This is a genomic window from Nonomuraea sp. NPDC049714, from assembly GCF_044465295.1.
GTDB lineage: Bacteria > Actinomycetota > Actinomycetes > Streptosporangiales > Streptosporangiaceae > Nonomuraea.
Genome location: NZ_JBITLM010000020.1, coordinates 1 through 17,635, shown reverse-complemented (window position 1 = coordinate 17,635; position 17,635 = coordinate 1). Strand labels below are relative to the sequence as shown.

Below are 17,635 nucleotides of genomic sequence, written 5' to 3'. Positions count from 1 at the left end.
CGACTATCGGCCGTCGAGCCTGCGCACGGTGACGTCGAGCCGGGCGGCGAGCTCGTCGACGGTCGTGCCGTACGTCTCGACCACCGTGACCCCGCCGGGGCCCAGGTGGAAGAGCGCCTGGTCGGTGTAGAGGCGGCTCACGCAGGCTAGGCCGGTGAGCGGATAGGTGCACTTCTGGACGAGCTTGGGCGAGCCGTCCCTGGCGAAGAGCGTCATCATGACGAACACGTCCTTCGCGCCGATGGCCAGGTCCATGGCGCCGCCGACGGCGGGGATCGCGTCGGGGGCGCCGGTGTGCCAGTTCGCCAGGTCTCCCCTCTCGGACACCTGGTACGCGCCGAGCACGCAGACGTCGAGGTGGCCGCCTCGCATCATGGCGAAGGAGTCGGCGTGGTGGAAGTACGCCGCGCCGGGCGGCTCGGTGACCGGGATCTTGCCGGCGTTGATCAGGTCGTGGTCCACGTCCTCGGCCGACGCGGCGGGCCCCATGCCGAGCATGCCGTTCTCGGTGTGCAGGATGACGCCGGAGTCGGCCGCGAGATGGTCGGCCACCGTCGTCGGCTGGCCGATGCCGAGGTTGACGAAGGAGTCGCGCGGGATGTCGCGGGCGACCACGGCGGCGAGCTCGTCGCGGCCGAGCGGACCGCGGCCCAGGTGCTCGACGGTCCGGCCCGCCGGGGGGATGGCGAACGTCATGAGGTGGCCTCCGCTGCGCTCAGGTCCAGGATCCGGTCCACGTAGATGCAGGGGGTGACGATGCTCTCGGGGTCCAGCTCGCCGATCTCGACGACCCGGCGCGCCTCGGCGATCGTCAGCGTGGCCGCCGTCGCCATGACGGGCCCGAAGTTGCGGGCGGTCTTGCGGTAGACGAGGTTGCCCCTCCGGTCGCCGGTGTGGGCGCCGATGAGCGCGACGTCGCCCTTGATCGGATACTCCAGGACGTATTCCCGGCCGTCGATGGTGCGCCGCTCCTTGCCCTCGGCCAGCAGCGTGCCGACCCCGGTGGGGCTGAAGAACGCGCCGATGCCGGCGCCGGCCGCGCGCATCCGCTCGGCGAGGTTGCCCTGCGGGACGACCTCCAGCTCGATCCGCCCCTCCCGATACAGGGAGTCGAAGACCCAGGAGTCGGTCTGGCGCGGGAACGAGCAGATCATCTTGCGCACCCGGCCGGCGGCGAGCAGGGCGGCCAGGCCGGTGTCGCCGTTGCCCGCGTTGTTGCTGACCACGGTCAGATCCGTGGCGCCCTGCCGGATCAGCGCCTCGATCAGCGTGACCGGCATGCCCGCCATGCCGAACCCGCCGATGAGCACGGTGGCACCGTCGGCGATCCCGGCCACGGCCTCGTCGGGATCGCGGGTGACGGCCGTCATGAGGCGTTCACGTTCTCGAGGACGACGGCCAGCCCCTGGCCGACGCCGATGCAGATGGCGGCGACGCCCCACCGCTGGCGCCGTTCGGCGAGCACGTGGGCGAGGGTGCCGAGGACGCGTCCTCCGGAGGCGCCGAGGGGATGGCCGATGGCGATGGCGCCGCCCTTGGTGTTGACGATCTCCGGGTCGACCTTCCAGGCGTCCACGCACACGAGCGACTGCACGGCGAACGCCTCGTTCAGCTCCACGGCCCCCACGTCGTCCCAGCCGATGCCGGCCCGGCGCAGCGCCTGGTCGGCGGCGGCGACGGGCGCGTACCCGAACAGGTGGGGTTCGAGCGCCGAGGCGGCGCGGCCCGCCACGCGGGCGATCGGGTCGGCGCCGATCCGGCTCGCGGCAGCCTCCGAGCCGAGCACGACCGCCGAGGCGCCGTCGTTGAGCGGCGAGGCGTTGCCGGCCGTGATGGTGCCGTCGGGGCGGAAGGCCGGCTTGAGCCCGGCGAGCGTCTCCGGGGTGGAGCCGGGTCTGATCCCCTCGTCGCGCGCCAGGTCCACGCCCTCGACCGGCACCACCAGATCGTCGTAGAACCCCGCGTTCCAGGCGGCGTCGGCCAGCGCGTGCGAGCGGGCCGCGAAGGCGTCCTGCCGTTCGCGGGAGATGCCGTACCTCTCCTGCAGTTGCTCGTTCGCCTCGCCGAGTGAGACGGTCCACTCCTTGGGCATCCTCGGGTTCACCAGGCGCCAGCCGAGCGTGGTGGAGACGGCGGTCGTGTCGCCGGCCGGGAACGCCCGTGAGGGCTTGGGGAGCACCCACGGGGCCCGCGTCATCGACTCCACGCCTCCGGCCACCACCACGTCGGCGTCGCCGCTCTCGATCGTCCGCGACGCCATCATGGCGGCGTCCAGGCTGGAGCCGCACAGCCGGTTGACCGTGGTGGCCGGCACGCTCACCGGCAGCCCGGCGAGCAGCACGGCCATCCGGCCGACGTTGCGATTGTCCTCACCGGCGCCGTTGGCGTTGCCCCAGACGACGTCGCCGATCGCGGCCGGGTCCAGCGCCGGGACCTTGGCCAGCGCGCCCCGCAGGGCGGTGGCCGCCAGGTCGTCGGGGCGGACGCCGGCGAGCGCGCCGTTGAACCTGCCGAAGGGTGTACGCGCCGCGGCGTAGACGAAGGCGGAGCCCATACCGTCCTCCAACTGTTCGCTATGCGAACACTTGTCCTCTTTATGAACATCTGCAGCGTAGCTCACCCGCAGGAGGACGGACCCGGGCACCGAGCACCGGCCGGCTCGTCGACTCGGCCGGCTCGGCCGGCTCGTGGTCAGCCGATGATGTCGACCGCGCCGACGTCGGTGACCGGGATCGGGGCGAGGAAGGTGGTGGCGGGGTCCTGCGGCCAGAAGACACCGCTGTGGGGGAAGACCAGCAGCTCGCCGTCGCCGCCGACCGCGAGCAGGTCGAACAGCCCGTCGCCGCTGACGTCGGCCGCGGCGATCACGACGGTGCCGTCGAAGTCGGCGCCCAGGTCGTGAAAGAGCCCGGCGCCCGGGGCCGCGGGGAACTCCCACGCGCCGACCCCGCCGTCCGGGCGGCGCAGCAGCAGGTCCGATCGGCCCGTGCCGGTGACGTCCCCCATCCCGAGCAGCACCGTGCCCGGGTCGATCGTGGTCAGCGGCTTCGCCCGGTCCGGGGCGGACGCCTCGGCCAGCCGCACGGTCCCGTCCGGACCTGCCCGCAGCACCTTCTCCGGGCGGCCCCTGACACCCCGCACCACGACAAGTTGCGCGGCCGCCACCGACGCCGGCTCCACGGGCGGCAGGTCGGCGGCGGTGAAGGATCCCACGGACGGGAGATCGGCCGTGGCGACGGATCCCGCCGCACGCGGAAGGTCGGTCGCGGTAAAGGATCGCGCCGCGGGCAGCAGGATCTCGCGGCCGTCGGGCAGGCCGCACAGGAGTGTCAGGCCGCCGTCGCCGTGGAAGTCGCCGGCGGCCAGCACCGGGGACACCTCGGGCAGGAAGCCCGTGCCGATCCGGACCGGGGCGCCGTAGCTGGCGGGGCCGATGGCTCCCGGGCGGTGCGGATAGGCGAACAGCTCGCCGGTGGACCGGTCGCGCACGTACAACGCGTCGCCGGCGCCGGGCCGCTGGGTGGACGTCGCCGTCCCGGTAAGCGTGTGCATCAAGGTCTCCAACCCGTCGTCGTACGGGGCGTACCCGTACCGGTACTCGGCGCCGTGCCCGCCGATGCGCATCCCGGCGTCACCCCTGGGCGGGGACGGCGATCGCGGTGATCACCAGGCCGTCACGGTGGATCCAGCGACCGGTGAACCCGGTCAGCGGGCCGATGACGGTCATCGGCGGTGCCACCAGCAGCGTCGCGGTGAACCCGCCGGCCGGGTCCAGCTCGATCCGGGCCTGGTCGAACTCCAGGAACCGGCGGGTGAGCGGGAACCAGGCCTTGTAGACGGACTCCTTGGCGCTGAACAGCAGCCGGTCCCAGGGGATGTCCGATCCCAGGCGCCGGATGCCGGCCCGCTCCTCCGGCAGCGCGATCGCGTCCAGGACGCCGTCGGGCAGCGGCGCGGCCGGCTCGGCGTCAAGGCCGATCGTGCTCAGGTGGGTGGCGTGCGCGACCGCGCAGCCGCGGAAACCGGCGCAGTGGGTCATGCTGCCGACGACCCCCTCCGGCCAGCGCGGCGCGCCACGCTCTCCGGGCAGGATCGGGCCGGGCGGCACCCCGAGTCGTTCGAGCGCGGCGCGGGCGCAGTGCCGGACGGTGGCGAACTCGCGGCGGCGGATCTCCACCGCCCGCGCGATCACCGCCTCCTCGTCCGGGTAGAGCATGACACCGGGCGGATCGGCGTACGCCTCGGCGGTCAGCGCGTGCGCCGGCAGGACCTGCGTGAGCAGTCCGGTCGTCGACAGCAGGTCGTTCATCGCGCGGCGGTGGGTGTCGAAGCCATGACCGTCCTCAGAGTTTCAGGGAGAGCAGTTGGTCGCTGATCAGATCGACCACCGCACGCTGGTGCTGGGCGAGGTAGAAGTGGCCGCCGCTGAACGTGCGCAGCTCGAACCCGCCGGTGGTGTGGTCGGCCCAGGACTTGACCTCGTCCACGGTCACCTTCGGGTCGCTCTCCCCGGCCAGCCCGATGATCGGGCAGTCCAGCGCCGGGCCGGGCTCGTACCGGTAGGTCTCGGCGGCGGTGTAGTCGCCGCGGATCGCCGGCAGGACCATCCGGAGCAGCTCCAGGTCGCCGAGGATGCGGGCGTCGGTGCCGCTGACCTTCTTCAGCTCGGCGACGATGCCGTCGTCGTCGAGCAGGTGCACGGTCTCCGCCCGGTGCCGGGAGGGGGCTCGGCGGCCGGAGGCGAACAGCGTGACCGGGCCGTCGATCAGCTCGCGCTTCATCCGTACGGCGACCTCGAACGCCAAGGTGGCGCCCATGCTGTGCCCGAAGAAGGCCAGCGGCCGGTCCATGAGGGGGCGCAGCGCGGCGAAGGACTCGTCGGCCAGTTCGGCGATCGTGGTCAGCGGCCGTTCCAGACGCCGGTCCTGCCGTCCCGGGTACTGCAGCGCCACCACCTGCATCGTGGCCTGCAAGGCGTCGGAGACCGGGTAGAAGAAGCTGGCCGAGCCGCCGGCGTACGGGAAGCAGACCAGGGTGACCCGGCTGTTCGGCTCGTGGTGGAACCGGCGGATCCACGGGTTGTCGTCGGCGGGGATGCTCATCGGGTCGTCGCTTTCTGCTCGGGGGGAGAGGTACGCGGTAAGCGGAGAAGGGGCGGGCGGGAAGGACCATACCCGCAGCCGTTTCCGCCTGTCTCACCCACAGCCGGAGCCGATCACCGCGAGCAGGTCTCCCTCCTGCACCCTGTCGCCGGGCGCGACCGGAACCCGCAGGATCCGGCCGTGGTCCTCGGCGAGGACCGGGATCTCCATCTTCATCGATTCGAGGATGACCAGCGGGTCGCCCACGGCGACGACGTCTCCGGCCGCCGTGAGAACCTGGCTCACGACCGCGACGATCTCCGCCCGTACCTCTTGCGCCGCCGCCTGTGTCTCGGCGTTCATCACTCAGCCACGTACGTGCGGCGGGTCCACACAAAGACCCGCAGTTCGCGCTCGTCGACGAGGGTCGTGTCGGTGCTGGCCTCGAAGTGCTCGTAGCGATTGCCGCACAGGACCTTGACCTTGGTCACGTCGGGATCCGGCAGGTAGCGCAGCCGCTGCTCGTCGGCGAGTGCCGTGCGAGAGCCGCCGCCGCTGAGGAACACGTTGGGAGCGCCAGTGTCGTCCATGATCATCCTCACTCTCAGGACCTGCGAATCCAGCATGTGCCCGGCTCTCACAGCGGGATGTTCCCGTGCGTCCCGCGCCGGTAGGCCGCGGCGGCGAGGACCTCCGCCACCGCCGCCCGGGTCTGCGACGGGTCGATGACCTCATCGATCACCCCGAGCGCGACTCCCCGGTGGACGCCGCCGGCGAGTCGTTTCTGTTCGTCGATGAACCGTGCGCGCAGCGCTTCCCGCTCCGCTTCGGGCGCGGCGGCGAGCGCCTTCCTGTGCAGGATGCCCACGGCCGACTCGGCGCCCATCACGGCGACCTCGGCGTCGGGCCAGGTGAACACCTTGGTGGCACCCAAGGCACGCGAGTTCATCGCGATGTAGGCGCCCCCGTAGGACTTGCGGGTGACGACCGAGACGCGCGGGACCACCGCCTCGGCGAAGGCGTACAGCAACTTCGCGCCACGCCTGACGACGCCGCCCCATTCCTGGGCGACGCCGGGCAGATAGCCGGGCACGTCGATCAGGGTGACCAGTGGCACCCCCATGGAGTCGCACATCCGTACGAAGCGGGCGGCCTTCTCCGCGCTCAGCGAGTCCAGGCAGCCGCCCTTGCGCAGCGGGTTGTTCGCCACGACGCCCACGGTCTGGCCGGCCAGCCGGCCGAGGCCGGTGACGACGTTCGGCGCCCACTTCGCGTGGAACTCCTGGAAATGGCCGCCGTCGCCGCCGGGGTGCACGGCCTCGGCGTCGAGGAGTCCGGTCACCAGCGGCCGTACGTCGTAGGCCCGCCGGGGTGAGGCGGGCAGCAGCGCGCGCAGATCCCTGGGCGGGCCCACCGCGTCCGGGTCCACCTTTCCGGGCACGGCGAGCAGGGAGGTCACGTGGCGGGCGCGCGAGCAGGCGTCCTCCTCGGAGTCGGCCACGATGTGCGCCACGCCGGACTTGCGGCCGTGGGCTTCCGTCCCGCCCAGGCCCTCCATGTCGATCAGCTCGCCGGTGACGCTGCGCACCACTTCCGGGCCGGTGATGAAGACCCGGCCGGCCGGTGCCATGATCACCACGTCCGTCAGCGCGGGCCCGTACGCGGCGCCGCCGGCGGCCGGGCCGAGCACCACGGAGATCTGGGGGATCTTGCCGGACGCACGGACCGTCGCCGCGAAGATCCGGCCGATCCCATCCATCGCCTCGATCCCCTCGGCGAGCTTGGCGCCACCGGAGTGCCACAGGCCGATGACCGGGCGATTCTTCCGGAGCGCCAGGTCGATGGCGTCCGCGATGCGGCGGCACTCAGCGGCCCCCACGGCTCCGCCCATCACCCGCGCGTCCGTGCAGAAGGCGATGACCTCCACGCCGTGGACCTGGCCGAGCGCCACCGTCGTCCTGATCACGTCGCTCTCGTGCAGGACGGTGAGGGTTCCCTGGTCCAGCAGCCTCGCCAGCCGGCCCCGAGGGTCGCGCGGGTTCTCCTCGGCGACGGGTCGGTGACCGTCCGGCTCGCCCCCGGTGCCCGCCGGCCCCGGCGGGGCGGATGTGGGCAGCTCCGTCATGGCAATCCCCTTCTCCATGGGTTGACTGGCGGCTGATACCGATCACGGCGGGCCGTTTCCCGCGTGGCGCGAGAAACGGTCCACCGTCGGCGCGGACAGGGGCCGGGTGTCTCCCCAGCGGCCTCACACGGCCGCTGGGGCCTCCGATGCGGCGCTCTACCCCGCCTCGACGACCTCGCCGACCAGCACGCCCGAGTCCGCGTCGGCGCCGGCGTCGGACTCCGCGTCCGGCGCCTTCGGCACGGCGGGAACCGTGAGCCCGGGAACGGACAGATCCGGCACCTTCTTCACCGCCTCAAGGGCCGACTCGATCGCCTCGGCCAGCGACGGGGAAACGGTGTCATCGAAATCCATCTTCGTGACCGTGACGTCGGCGTTGGTCGGCAGTGAATCGGTCCCGAAAACAGCTTCGGCGCAGCCTGCTTCCCGCAGGATCGCCGATTCTTCGTCAGTAATCTCCCGGCTGAGAACTAGCGAGAACACATGCCCCACCGCTCGCCACCCCTTAAATTCGATGTCGGCTGAAATTCTGCCGCGGATTCACGCCGACGGCGGATTGGCAACGGTGACGGATCTCACCGGCCAGCAGCACGGTACCCAGACCGCTCGGCGCGATACAACCGCGATACAACCTCGGCCCGCACGGTCGACGTTCGACTGCTGAACCGCAGCAGTTGAACGGACGGAGGCGCACCGCTAATCGTCGCCAACGCCTTGAAATACGCCACGCGGAGCGATACTGCAATAGCCTGGAGTGCCGTCGGCGACTGCGCGACTTCCAGGAATTCCGGGCGATGAAGCCGTCCGTTCACGAAGGCGCCGGCGGACGCGGAATCCCAGACGTGGCAGGGCCTGCGGCCCGGAGACCGAATCCCGTCGGACGAGAACAACGCCATGGCGTGTCGTCCTGCTGCCGGACGGTGACAATCCCTCGAAGAGGGCCGCCAGAGCCCTTCGGTTAATGTTCAACTGCCGCGCGTCCGCAGTTGAACAACCGAACGGAATTCGATGAGGGCCCAGAGCAGGCAAGATCGCCCATGGAGCGATCCAGGCGCAGGTACGGCCAGATGAAGCCTGCGCTACGCCTGGTGGAATTATCAGAAAATCTCATTGTCAGATCATTGTGGCCAGAGTTATATGGAAATCGCCCAGGTGAGCGCCCTGGGCTGGCACACGGCCAAGCACCTTTCGCAGTCAGGCGCTCGCCACCTGCTATTCCATGAAACTTATCTCGGGTTCATTGCCAGCAATGCCGCACCAGTGTGTTGAGGATCACATCTTCGCCGCCCGTCATCTCAAGCTGAAATACTTAGCATTTGCATGACTGAACGCCTGCTGCTAATTCTTTAAAGAAAGCACACCGCGATGACCCTGAACACCGCATCGTCCTATCAAGCCCCAGATCCCGCTATATCCCGAAAGCGGATTTTCGACTCGGCCGACGCAATCGATCAGTTACCGGTCCAGTACATGCCGCTGAGCAGACTGGAGCCGGGGGTCTTCGTCCGCGGCATCGGCACGGACCCCACCCATGTGCAGATGCTGGCGGAAGCCGCGAGTTCGTGCGCTTTGCCGGCCATCCTGGTGCAGGAAAGCAGCTCACGCATCGTCGACGGGATGCACCGCTTCGAGGCGGCGAAACTCCGCGGCGAGGAGACCATTCCGGTACGGCTGATCAGTTGCTCGGACGAGGACGCGTTCATTCTCGCGGTGAAGGCGAACACCTGGCACGGATTGCCGTTGAGCCGGGCCGACCGGATGGCCGGGGCCAGACAGATCGTCGAGTGGCATCCGGACTGGTCCGACCGGGCGATCGGAGCGGCCACCGGGCTGAGCGCGAAGACGATCGCGGGGATCCGCCGCCATTGCGCCGATGACGGTCAGCAGCTGGGCAAGCGCCTGGGCCGGGACGGCAAACGCCGTCCGCTGACGGCCGCCGAAGGCCGGCGACGGGCCGCGGACTACATCGCCGTCCACCCGGACGCCTCGCTGCGGGAGATCGCTCGCGAGGCCGACGTGGCGCCGGCCACGGCACAGGACGTGCGGGCCCGGATCCGGCGCGGCGCGGATCCGGTCGCGCCCCGCAGGAACGCGACGCCCCTGAACGACGGCGCCGGCGGCACCGGGCGATCCGCCACCTTGTCGCCGATGCAACCGTGGCCGCCCACCGAGTCGAACCTCTCCTCCTCCACGATGCGGTCCCTTCCCCAGCCGACGTGGTCGTCGCTGTCGCCGAAGCTGGCCAACGACCCGTCGCTGAAGTACACCGAACGCGGCCGGGCCTTCATCGGCTGGATGGTGCTGCACGTCATCAATTCAGGGGAATGGAAAGAATTCATCGACGCAATTCCGGTGCACTGGTCACGCGACCTGAGTCTCGTCGCCGACCGGACCGGCCAGGATTGGATGGCGTTCGCCGAGGAGCTTCGCCGGCGACAAGAAGTATTCGACTGAGCCGCACCGCTCAAGACTTTGTACGTGCCGTGCCACGCGTTCCTCTGATAGAAGAGTTTCCGTTCTCCCAGATTGTTTCCAGATCTGCGGGACGAAACAATCCGACGGACCGGAAGCCGTAAAAGACGCGGCAGAACGAATGGAAATCTCATGAAAAGACTTGTGAAAGCCGTGGCCGTGATCGGCGGCCTCGCGATGAGTTGTGCGTATCTCTCCCCCTTATCGGCACAGGCTGCGACGGCGCCGGTGAGCGCGTCGGTCACCCCCGGCAAGCCCAGCCACGGCAAGCCCACCGAGCGGCCGTACAACCCCCCGCCGATCACGTGGTCGCCGTGCACCAACGGACTGCAGGCCCTCGGCGGTGAGTGCGGCCATCTGGAGGTGCCGCTCGACTACTCCCGCCCGACCGGCACGAAGATCAAGGTCGCGGTGTCCCGGATCAAGCACACCTCCGCCGAGAGCGAGTACCAGGGCGCCCTCGTGGTGAACCTGACCTGGCCCGGCGGCTCCGCCCTGGGCCAGGCCTCGGTGGGCAAGCTGCTGCCGGAGGCCGTCAGCGGTGACTACGACTGGATCGGCTTCGACCCGCGAGGCGTCGGCGCCAGCCAGCCCACCCTGAGCTGTGACCCGGGCATCCACGGTTACAACCGCCTGCCCTACGTGCCGGCCACGGGCAAGCAGCTCGCCGCACAGATGAAGATCGCACAGGACTACTCCGCCGCCTGCGCGCGGACCAACAGCGGCCTGCTCAAGCACGCCACCACCGTGGACTCGGCCAAGGACCTGGAGAGCCTGCGCAAGGCTCTCGGACAGGAGCAGATCAACTTCTACGGCTACGTCTGGGGCGCCTACCTCGGCGAGGTCTACAGCACGATGTACCCGCAGCGGGTGCGCCGGATGGTCCTCGACAGCAGCGTCGACCCCAAGGAAGCCTGGTTCGGTTACAACCGCAACCAGAACGGTCCGCTGAACCAGAACTTCTCGGCGTTCGCCGCGTGGGTGGCCAAGTACGACAGCCTCTACCACCTCGGCACCACCGAGGCCGCCGTCAAGAAGCAGTACTACGACACGCTGGCCAAGCTGACGAAGCAGCCGGCCGAAGGCACCTACGGACCGACCGTCTGGACCGACGTCTTCCTGCTCGCGTACAACACGAGCCACTGGAAGGAACTGGCCGAGGTCTTCTCGGCCTATGTCAACAGGGGCGAGACCGCGTCGATGAAGACGCTGTACGACGCCAACTACCCGACGACCACCGACAACCTCCAGGCCATGGCGCTCTCCACCATGTGCACCGACGCCCCGTGGCCGAAGAACTGGAACACCTGGATTCGCACCACCCAGAAGGATTACCGGAAGTGGCCGTTCGCGTCCTGGAACAACACCTGGTTCGTCGCCTCGTGCCAGTCCTGGAGCGTGCCGCCGCGCAAGCCGGCCCCCGTCGGCGGGTTGCAGACGCCGCCGATGCTGATGGTGCTCGACTCGACCATCGAAGCGAACTCGACCTACGAGGGCAGCCTGGCGGTGCGCAAGCGGTTCCCGAAGGCAGTGCTGGTGCAGAGCGGCGTCACCCCGGCCGACTCGGCCACCCCTGAGTCCTGCTCCCCCGGCAGGTCGATCACCGAGTACCTGCACGACGGCACCCTGCCGAGCCGGGTGCGTGGCAACACCTCGGATCTGAAGTGCCCGGCGAACGCGCTGCCGGACCCGACCACCTCGCCCGCGACCACGTCGGCATCCCCGCTCGCGGGAGTCATGGCGACGGCCGGCGCGGCTGACCAGTAGGTCCCGATGTGAGCACTGCAGGCAGCTGGGGTCACCGGAACACGGTGCCCCAGCTGTTCGCGTTCGGACAGGACCTCGCCGCCTCCCAGTGGGGCTACGGACGCCGGTTCTGTCCAGCCTTCGAGATTGGTGGGTAGACAAATGACTGCTTCGTGTCCGTTCGAAGCTACCCGTGACGACCGCAAGTCGGCGGCGCTGGCCGCCGAGCGGATCACCGTGGATCCCGGCACGCGCGTCGTCGGCAGCCTGGCCTTCGCCCGTGAGCTCCTGCGCGGCACCGCGACCCGGCAAGCCGGGGCCGGCGCCACGGGCGAGGTCACCGGCGATCCGGCCTTCACCTCCGTGTTCTTCCTGGACGGCGAGCCGCACAAGCGCAAGCGGCAGGCGATCGTCCGCTTCTTCACCCCCAAGGCGATCAGCACCCGGTACCGCGCGGTCATGGAGACGACCACCTACGACCTGCTGGCGCGGATGCGGGCCCGTGGGGAGGGGCAGCTGGACCGGATGAGCTTCGAACTCGCGGTGACCGTGGCCGGCGAGATCGTCGGGCTGACCGACAGCGTCCAGAGCGCGATGGCCCAGCGGATCCAGGCCACCCTGATCGGCCTGCGCCTGCCGCGGATGAGCCGCTGGCTGCGCCCTTTCGGGCAGTTGCTGGCGACCTTCCACGGTGTGCGCTTCCTGATGCTCGACGTACGGCCGGCCATCCGGGCCAGGCGCGCGCAGCGCCGCGAGGACGTGATCTCGCACCTGCTCGACGAGGGTTACCCGGACAAGGCGATCCTCGTCGAGTGCATGACGTACGCCGTCGCGGGGATGATCACCACCCGGGAGTTCATCGTCATGGCGGCCTGGCACCTGTTCGGGGACGACGCGCTGCGCGAGCGCTTCCTGACCGGCGAGGACGCCGACCAGATCGCCATCCTGGAGGAGATCATGCGGCTGGACCCGGTGGTCAACATGATCGCCCGCCGGGTCACCGCCGACACGGTGACCGCCTCCGGGTCGGTCACCAGCGGTGAGAACCTCGTCCTCGACATCCGCGCCGCCAACCTCGACGAGGCCGGCGTGGGCGAGTGCCCCCACTCCCTGGACCCGGACCGGGCGCGGCGGACGAAGACGGCCGGCTCCTATCTGAGCTTCGGCGACGGCAGCCACCGGTGCCCGGGCGCGCAGGTGGCCCTCACCGAGACCCGAATCTTCCTCGACCGCCTCCTGCGCGTGCCGGGCATCCGACTGCGGCGCGAGCCGGACCTGTGCTGGGCCGACGAACTGATGGGGTACGAACTCCGCAACGCCGTCGTCACCTGCGACCGCTCCTGACCTACCGCGCCAGGCGATTCCGCCCCAACGCAGGCCGGGCCACCCATCAGGGTGACCCGGCCTGCGTGCTCGGACTTCAGGGGACGGGCTGCGCTCCGCCGGCGCCGATCCCGCCCGGGACCACATCGACGCGGGATCGCCCGGATCTGGTCTTCCGCCCGCGGCGATGGAGGCCCACCGAACAGAGCCGAAGAGCGGCCGGGGTCACCGGCCGCTCCTTTTTCGTCCCTCAGATCCCCAGCTCCCGGTCGATCAGGTCGAACATCTCGTCGTCGCTCGCCACGGACAGGTCTCGGTAGGTTGTCGTGTTCTCCGCGGTCCCGGTCCGGAAGTCCGCGATCATGCCTTCCAGGCGGGTGATGATCTCCGATCGCCGGTCGCTGTCCTGGTCCACCGCGGAGAGCAGGGAGGCGAGCCGGTCGAGCCCGTCGAGGACGGGCAGCGCCGTCTCGGCGGGGACGATGCCGGCGCACAGGTGCCCGGCCAGTGCGGCCGGCGTCGGGTAGTCGAAGATCACGCTTGCCGGCAGGGGCAGGCCGACGCCGCTGCTCAACAGGTTGCGCAGCTCCAGCGCGGTCAGGGACGTCAGCCCGAGCTCAAGGAAGGACCGGCCGGGGTCGACCGCGTCGGGGCCGGGCAGACCGAGGACCTGGGCGCACTGGGCACGGACCAGATCGTGCACGGCGCGTCCGCGGGCGGCCGGAGGGAGCGTGGCCAGGCGGGCGGCCGGGGCGTTCTCCTCGGGCGCGCCGGCCGGGCCGACGACGCGCCGAACCGGGCCGGCGGTGGTACCGCCGACCAGGCCGGACAGCAACGGCGGCAGTCCCGCCCCGGTGTGCCGGCGAAGGACGCCGAGATCCAGGTGAACCGGGACGAGCAGCGCCGGGACCGTGCCCGGCTCGCGCGGGCCCCGCTCGATCATCGCTTCCAGCCGGGCCAGCCCGTCGGCGCCGCTGAGGGGCCGCAGGCCGTGCCTGGCCATACGCCGCCGGTCAGCGTCCTCCATCCGCCCGGCCATCCCCCCTGCCGCGCCGGCCTCGTCAATCTGCCCGGCCTTCCCCCCAGCCGTGTCGGTCTCGTCGATCTGCCACGGTCCCCACGCCAGGGAGGTGGCCGGGAGTCCGGCCCGGTGCCGGTGCGCGGCCAGAGCGTCCAGGAAGGTGTTGGCCGCGGCGTAACCGCCCTGACCGGCGTTGCCCCAGATCCCGGCCATCGACGAGAACAGGACGAAGTCGTCGAGTTCGAGGGTCTTGGTCAGCTCGTGCAGGTTCCAGGCGCCGTCCACCTTCGGCCGCATGACGGCCTCCACCCGCGCCGGGGTCAGCGATTCGATGATCCCGTCGTCCAGGACCCCGGCGGCGTGGATCACTCTACGCAGCGGCGTCCCGGCGGGGACGGCCGTGATCAGCGCGGCCACGCCGTCCCGGTCGGCCGCGTCGCAGGCGGTCACCCGCGCCGTGGCACCCATCCCGGCGAGCTCGGCCGCCAGGGCGCCCATTCCCCGAGCCTGGGGGCCGCGCCGGGAGAGCAACTCGACCCGCTCAGCCCTTCCGGCGCCGGCCAGGCCTCGGGCGACGAGCCGGCCGAGCGCTCCGGACGCTCCGGTGACCAGCAGCGTTCCCCGCCGGCCGACGTTCGCCCCGTCCGGGGTCATCGCCTTCACCGTCGCCGGAACCAGTCTCGGGACCATGAGCCGACCGGCTCGGACGGCGACCTGAGGCTGTCCCGTCGTCATGGCGGCCGGGAGTGCCTGGTCGATGGCCGCCGGGGTGTCCACGTCGAGCAGGACGATCCGGCCCGGGTACTCGGACTGGGCCACCCGGATCAGGCCCCAGACCGCCGCGTCGGCGACGTCGACCGGCCCCGGCCCAGCATCGACGGCCCGGCGGGTGAGCACGATCAGCCGCGTCCCGGCGAGGTCCCGAGCCGCCAGCCATTCCTGCAGCAGGGCCAGCGTGGCCTGAACCCCAGCCCGGGCCACGGCCGCGACATCACCGTCCGAGCCCGCGGCCGGGCCCGCGGCCAAGTCGTGGGCCAGGTCCTCGGCCTCGGCTGGGGCCTCAGCCGGCCAGCCGCTGATGACGATCGCGTCCGGGACGGGTATACCCGGTGCCGCCAAGTCGCTCATCGCGGCGTGACGCCGAACCTCCGGCCATCCGTGGCCGACGCTTTCGAGGCCGGGCCCGACCAGGGCCCATCGCTCCGGGGCGGGGTGCGCACCGGCGTCGGCCGGGATCCACTCGAGCTCGAACAGCGAATCACGGCTTGCGGCGGGCAGTTCCTCGGCCGTGAGCGGGCGCCGGGCCACGGATCCCACCGAGGCCACCGGCCGGCCGGTGTCGTCGTACAGGGTCACCGCCATCGCCTCGGCGCCGGGGACGGGCGCCAGCCGGGCGCGCACACTAGCGGCGCCGGTGGCGTGTACGACCACGTCGGTCCAGGCGGAGGCCAGCATCGGCGCGTCCCCGGCCGGCCCGATCAGCGGCAGGACTGCGTCCAAAAGGGCAGGGTGGAGGCCGAAACCGGTGACAGCCAGGTTCTCGTCAAGGACGATCTCGGCGAAAACCTCCGCGCCACGCCGCCACACGCCCTTGACGTGCCGCAAGGTCGACGCCGCCTCCGGCTGCGCGCCGACCGGCGGCCACTCCACCACGTCATCCCGGACCATCGATACCTGCTGCGGCTGCACACCAGTCGTTGGCCACCCCGACGGGACACCACGGACCGTCGACGCAACCTCCGGCTGGGCGCCGGCCGGTGGGCGCTTGGCCGTCGGCTCGTCGGGGGTGGCGGCGGGCGTGAGGATGGCGGTGACGTGGCGGGTCCAGGGGCCGTGCGGCGCCTCGTTCTCGGGGCGGGAGTAGATGACCAGTTCGCGGTGGCCGTCGTCGTCCGGCCGGTTGAGCATGACCTGGACCTGAAGGGCGCCGGGGCTGGGGAGGACCGGTGGAACGTGGATCTGGAGTTCGCTCAGGTGGGTGTGCCCGGTCTCGTCGCCGGCCCGTACCGCCATCTCGATCAGGGCCGTTTCCGGGACGAGGATCCGGCCCGCCGTCCGGTGGTCCGCGAGCCAGGGCTGCGCGGCCAGGGACAGCCGCCCGGTCAGGAGCAGGCCGCCGTTGTCCGGCAGGTCCACCGCCGCGCCCAGCAGCGGATGCCCGGCCACGGACTGCCCCAGCTCGGCCGCGTCCAGCCGGACCGAGCTGTTGCTCAGCCAGTAGCGCTGCCTGGTGAAGGCGTAGGTGGGCAGGTCCACCCGCCGCGCCCCGGTCCCGGCGTAGAAGCGGGGCCAATCGACGATCCCGCCCCGGGCGTACAACCGGCCGACAGCCGTCACCAGGGTCGAGGGCTCGTCCCGATCCCGGCGAAGGACCGGAATCCAGTCCTCGGCGTCCACCCGACTCGGGGTCGGGGTCGGGGTCGGACTCGGGATCGAAGTCGGATCCGGCGGACTCGAAGTCGTACCCGAGACGGCGACGGTCTGCGGGCCGAGGGCGGAGAGGACGGCGTCCGGGCCGAGCTCGACGAACGTGCGGACGCCCGCCTCCCGCAGGCTGGTGACGGCGTCCGCGAACCGGACCGGCTCGCGCACCTGACGCACCCAGTACGCCGGATCCGTCACCTCGTCCGTCACCGGCGACCCGGTCACCGTGGACACCAGCGGGATCTGCGGCGAGCTGTACGACACCGACGCGGTGACCTGCGCGAACTCCGCCAGCATCGGCTCCATCAGCGGCGAGTGGAACGCGTGTGACACCCGAAGGTCACGCACCCGTACGCCACGGCTCGTGAACTCCCCCGCAACCTCGGCCACGGCCCGGTCCGACCCCGACACCACCACCGCGGCCGGGCCGTTGACCGCCGCGACGCCGACCCCGGTCAGGCCCGCGAGCACCTCCCGGACCTCGGCTTCACCGGCCTGGACGGCGAGCATCGCCCCGCCGGCGGGCAGCGCCTGCATCAACCGCCCCCGCGCGCCGACCACGGCGCACGCGTCCGGCAGTGACCAGACCCCGGCCACGTGTGCGGCGGCCAGCTCGCCGATGGAGTGCCCGGCCACCATCGCCGGGGTCACGCCCCACGATTCCAGCAGCCGGAACAGCGCCACCTCGACCGCGAACAGCCCCGCCTGAGCCCAGACCGTCCGGTCCAGGAGGCCGTCCTCCGAACCGTCGCCTCGGATGATCTCCCGCAGGGACCGGCCGGGCTGATCGAGGTGCTCCTCCAGCCCCGCGCACACGGCGTCGAAGGCCTGGGCGAACACGGGATAGGCCGTGTAGAGGCTCTCCCCCATCGTCACCCGTTGCGCCCCCTGTCCGGTGAACACGAACCCGACCTTGCCCACCGAACCGGTCACCGCCGACGGCGACCGCCGGCCGGACGCCAGTTGGTCCAGTCCGGCCAGCAGTTCCTCCCGGTTCTCGCCGACCACCACCGCCCGCTGGGGCAGCGCCGTCCGCGTGGTCGCGAGTGACCAGCCGACATCACGGGGATCGTGCTGCGAGCCGATGAACTCCTTCAGCCGTTGGGCCTGTGCGGTCAGCCCGGTGGCGCTGCGGGCGGAGATCACCCAGGGAACGACCGGCAGCGTCTCGGTGTCGTCCTGGTTGAGGGGGATTTCTGCGGGTTGTTCGATGATGACGTGCGCGTTCGTGCCGGAGAAGCCGAACGACGAGATCGCGGCCCGGCGCGGGCGATCCGTCTCGGGCCAGGGGGTCGCCTCGGTCACCAGCTCGACCGCGCCCGACTCCCAGTCCACCTGTGACGACGGAGCGTCCACGTGCAGCGTCGCCGGGACCACGCCGTGGGCCATCGCCTGCACCATCTTGATGATCCCGGCCACCCCGGCCGCCGCCTGCGTGTGACC

The 17,635-nt window shown here is 71.1% G+C and carries 14 protein-coding genes; 3 read left to right on the top strand and 11 right to left on the bottom strand.

The genetic code is table 11. The annotated features are described in order from the left end of the window. Positions 1-3: 3 nt before the first annotated feature. The 10 genes from ACIBQX_RS46990 to ACIBQX_RS46945 all read right to left on the bottom strand — a co-directional run bounded on the left by ACIBQX_RS46990 (position 4) and on the right by ACIBQX_RS46945 (position 7,698). Complete coding sequence (locus tag ACIBQX_RS46990) at positions 4-696, bottom strand: 3-oxoacid CoA-transferase subunit B (RefSeq protein WP_397016665.1); 693 nt, start codon at positions 694-696, stop codon at positions 4-6. Next, entirely contained in the window at positions 693-1,370 is a 678-nt protein-coding gene (locus ACIBQX_RS46985; RefSeq protein WP_397016663.1) for a 3-oxoacid CoA-transferase subunit A, read from the bottom strand. The genes ACIBQX_RS46990 and ACIBQX_RS46985 overlap by 4 nt, the downstream gene beginning before the upstream one ends. Next, complete coding sequence (locus ACIBQX_RS46980; protein ID WP_397016661.1) at positions 1,367-2,554, bottom strand: thiolase family protein; 1,188 nt, start codon at positions 2,552-2,554, stop codon at positions 1,367-1,369. Before ACIBQX_RS46980 ends, ACIBQX_RS46985 begins: the two co-directional genes overlap by 4 nt. Before the next feature lie 137 nt (positions 2,555-2,691). Beyond that, on the bottom strand, positions 2,692-3,624 hold the full coding sequence (locus ACIBQX_RS46975; RefSeq protein WP_397016659.1) for a hypothetical protein: 933 nt from the start codon (positions 3,622-3,624) through the stop codon (positions 2,692-2,694). Positions 3,625-3,631: 7 nt separating this feature from the next. Next, a complete protein-coding gene (locus ACIBQX_RS46970) occupies positions 3,632-4,309 on the bottom strand; it encodes a 4'-phosphopantetheinyl transferase (RefSeq protein WP_397016657.1) in 678 nt (225 codons plus the stop codon). A gap of 34 nt (positions 4,310-4,343) precedes the next feature. After that, positions 4,344-5,102, bottom strand: a complete 759-nt coding sequence (locus ACIBQX_RS46965; RefSeq protein ID WP_397016655.1) for a thioesterase II family protein — start codon at positions 5,100-5,102, stop codon at positions 4,344-4,346. A gap of 93 nt (positions 5,103-5,195) precedes the next feature. Then, positions 5,196-5,444, bottom strand: coding sequence for a biotin/lipoyl-binding carrier protein (locus ACIBQX_RS46960; RefSeq protein ID WP_397016653.1), 249 nt, complete (start codon positions 5,442-5,444; stop codon positions 5,196-5,198). Continuing rightward, on the bottom strand, positions 5,444-5,671 hold the full coding sequence (locus tag ACIBQX_RS46955; RefSeq protein ID WP_397016651.1) for a DUF5988 family protein: 228 nt from the start codon (positions 5,669-5,671) through the stop codon (positions 5,444-5,446). The genes ACIBQX_RS46960 and ACIBQX_RS46955 overlap by 1 nt, the downstream gene beginning before the upstream one ends. 47 nt (positions 5,672-5,718) lie before the next feature. Beyond that, positions 5,719-7,206, bottom strand: coding sequence for an acyl-CoA carboxylase subunit beta (locus tag ACIBQX_RS46950; RefSeq protein ID WP_397016649.1), 1,488 nt, complete (start codon positions 7,204-7,206; stop codon positions 5,719-5,721). A 156-nt stretch (positions 7,207-7,362) separates the two neighbouring features. Next, entirely contained in the window at positions 7,363-7,698 is a 336-nt protein-coding gene (locus ACIBQX_RS46945; RefSeq protein ID WP_397016647.1) for a hypothetical protein, read from the bottom strand. Between the two features lie 873 nt (positions 7,699-8,571). Between ACIBQX_RS46945 and ACIBQX_RS46940 the strand changes: the two genes are divergently transcribed. The 3 genes from ACIBQX_RS46940 to ACIBQX_RS46930 all read left to right on the top strand — a co-directional run bounded on the left by ACIBQX_RS46940 (position 8,572) and on the right by ACIBQX_RS46930 (position 12,768). Continuing rightward, the gene (locus tag ACIBQX_RS46940; RefSeq protein WP_397016645.1) at positions 8,572-9,660 is read left to right on the top strand and encodes a ParB/RepB/Spo0J family partition protein; all 1,089 of its coding nucleotides are present in this window, start codon (positions 8,572-8,574) and stop codon (positions 9,658-9,660) included. Positions 9,661-9,906: 246 nt separating this feature from the next. After that, positions 9,907-11,445, top strand: coding sequence for an alpha/beta fold hydrolase (locus ACIBQX_RS46935; RefSeq protein WP_397016643.1), 1,539 nt, complete (start codon positions 9,907-9,909; stop codon positions 11,443-11,445). Positions 11,446-11,586: 141 nt separating this feature from the next. Next, the gene (locus ACIBQX_RS46930; protein ID WP_397016641.1) at positions 11,587-12,768 is read left to right on the top strand and encodes a cytochrome P450; all 1,182 of its coding nucleotides are present in this window, start codon (positions 11,587-11,589) and stop codon (positions 12,766-12,768) included. Between the two features lie 229 nt (positions 12,769-12,997). Here the strand turns inward: ACIBQX_RS46930 and ACIBQX_RS46925 are convergent. Beyond that, on the bottom strand, positions 12,998-17,635 hold a 4,638-nt coding region (locus tag ACIBQX_RS46925), incomplete at its 5' end, for an SDR family NAD(P)-dependent oxidoreductase (RefSeq protein ID WP_397016639.1).

Excerpts from the sequence above, each read along its gene's own strand:
- ACIBQX_RS46955 (WP_397016651.1), bottom strand. The coding sequence starts at position 5,671 with ATGGACGACACTGGCGCTCCCAACGTGTTCCTCAGCGGCGGCGGCTCT.
- ACIBQX_RS46960 (WP_397016653.1), bottom strand. The coding sequence starts at position 5,444 with ATGAACGCCGAGACACAGGCGGCGGCGCAAGAGGTACGGGCGGAGATC.
- ACIBQX_RS46970 (WP_397016657.1), bottom strand. The coding sequence starts at position 4,309 with ATGAACGACCTGCTGTCGACGACCGGACTGCTCACGCAGGTCCTGCCG.
- ACIBQX_RS46985 (WP_397016663.1), bottom strand. The coding sequence starts at position 1,370 with ATGACGGCCGTCACCCGCGATCCCGACGAGGCCGTGGCCGGGATCGCC.
- ACIBQX_RS46975 (WP_397016659.1), bottom strand. The coding sequence starts at position 3,624 with ATGCGCATCGGCGGGCACGGCGCCGAGTACCGGTACGGGTACGCCCCG.
- ACIBQX_RS46940 (WP_397016645.1), top strand. The coding sequence starts at position 8,572 with ATGACCCTGAACACCGCATCGTCCTATCAAGCCCCAGATCCCGCTATA.
- ACIBQX_RS46990 (WP_397016665.1), bottom strand. The coding sequence starts at position 696 with ATGACGTTCGCCATCCCCCCGGCGGGCCGGACCGTCGAGCACCTGGGC.
- ACIBQX_RS46980 (WP_397016661.1), bottom strand. The coding sequence starts at position 2,554 with ATGGGCTCCGCCTTCGTCTACGCCGCGGCGCGTACACCCTTCGGCAGG.
- ACIBQX_RS46950 (WP_397016649.1), bottom strand. The coding sequence starts at position 7,206 with ATGACGGAGCTGCCCACATCCGCCCCGCCGGGGCCGGCGGGCACCGGG.
- ACIBQX_RS46965 (WP_397016655.1), bottom strand. The coding sequence starts at position 5,102 with ATGAGCATCCCCGCCGACGACAACCCGTGGATCCGCCGGTTCCACCAC.
- ACIBQX_RS46930 (WP_397016641.1), top strand. The coding sequence starts at position 11,587 with ATGACTGCTTCGTGTCCGTTCGAAGCTACCCGTGACGACCGCAAGTCG.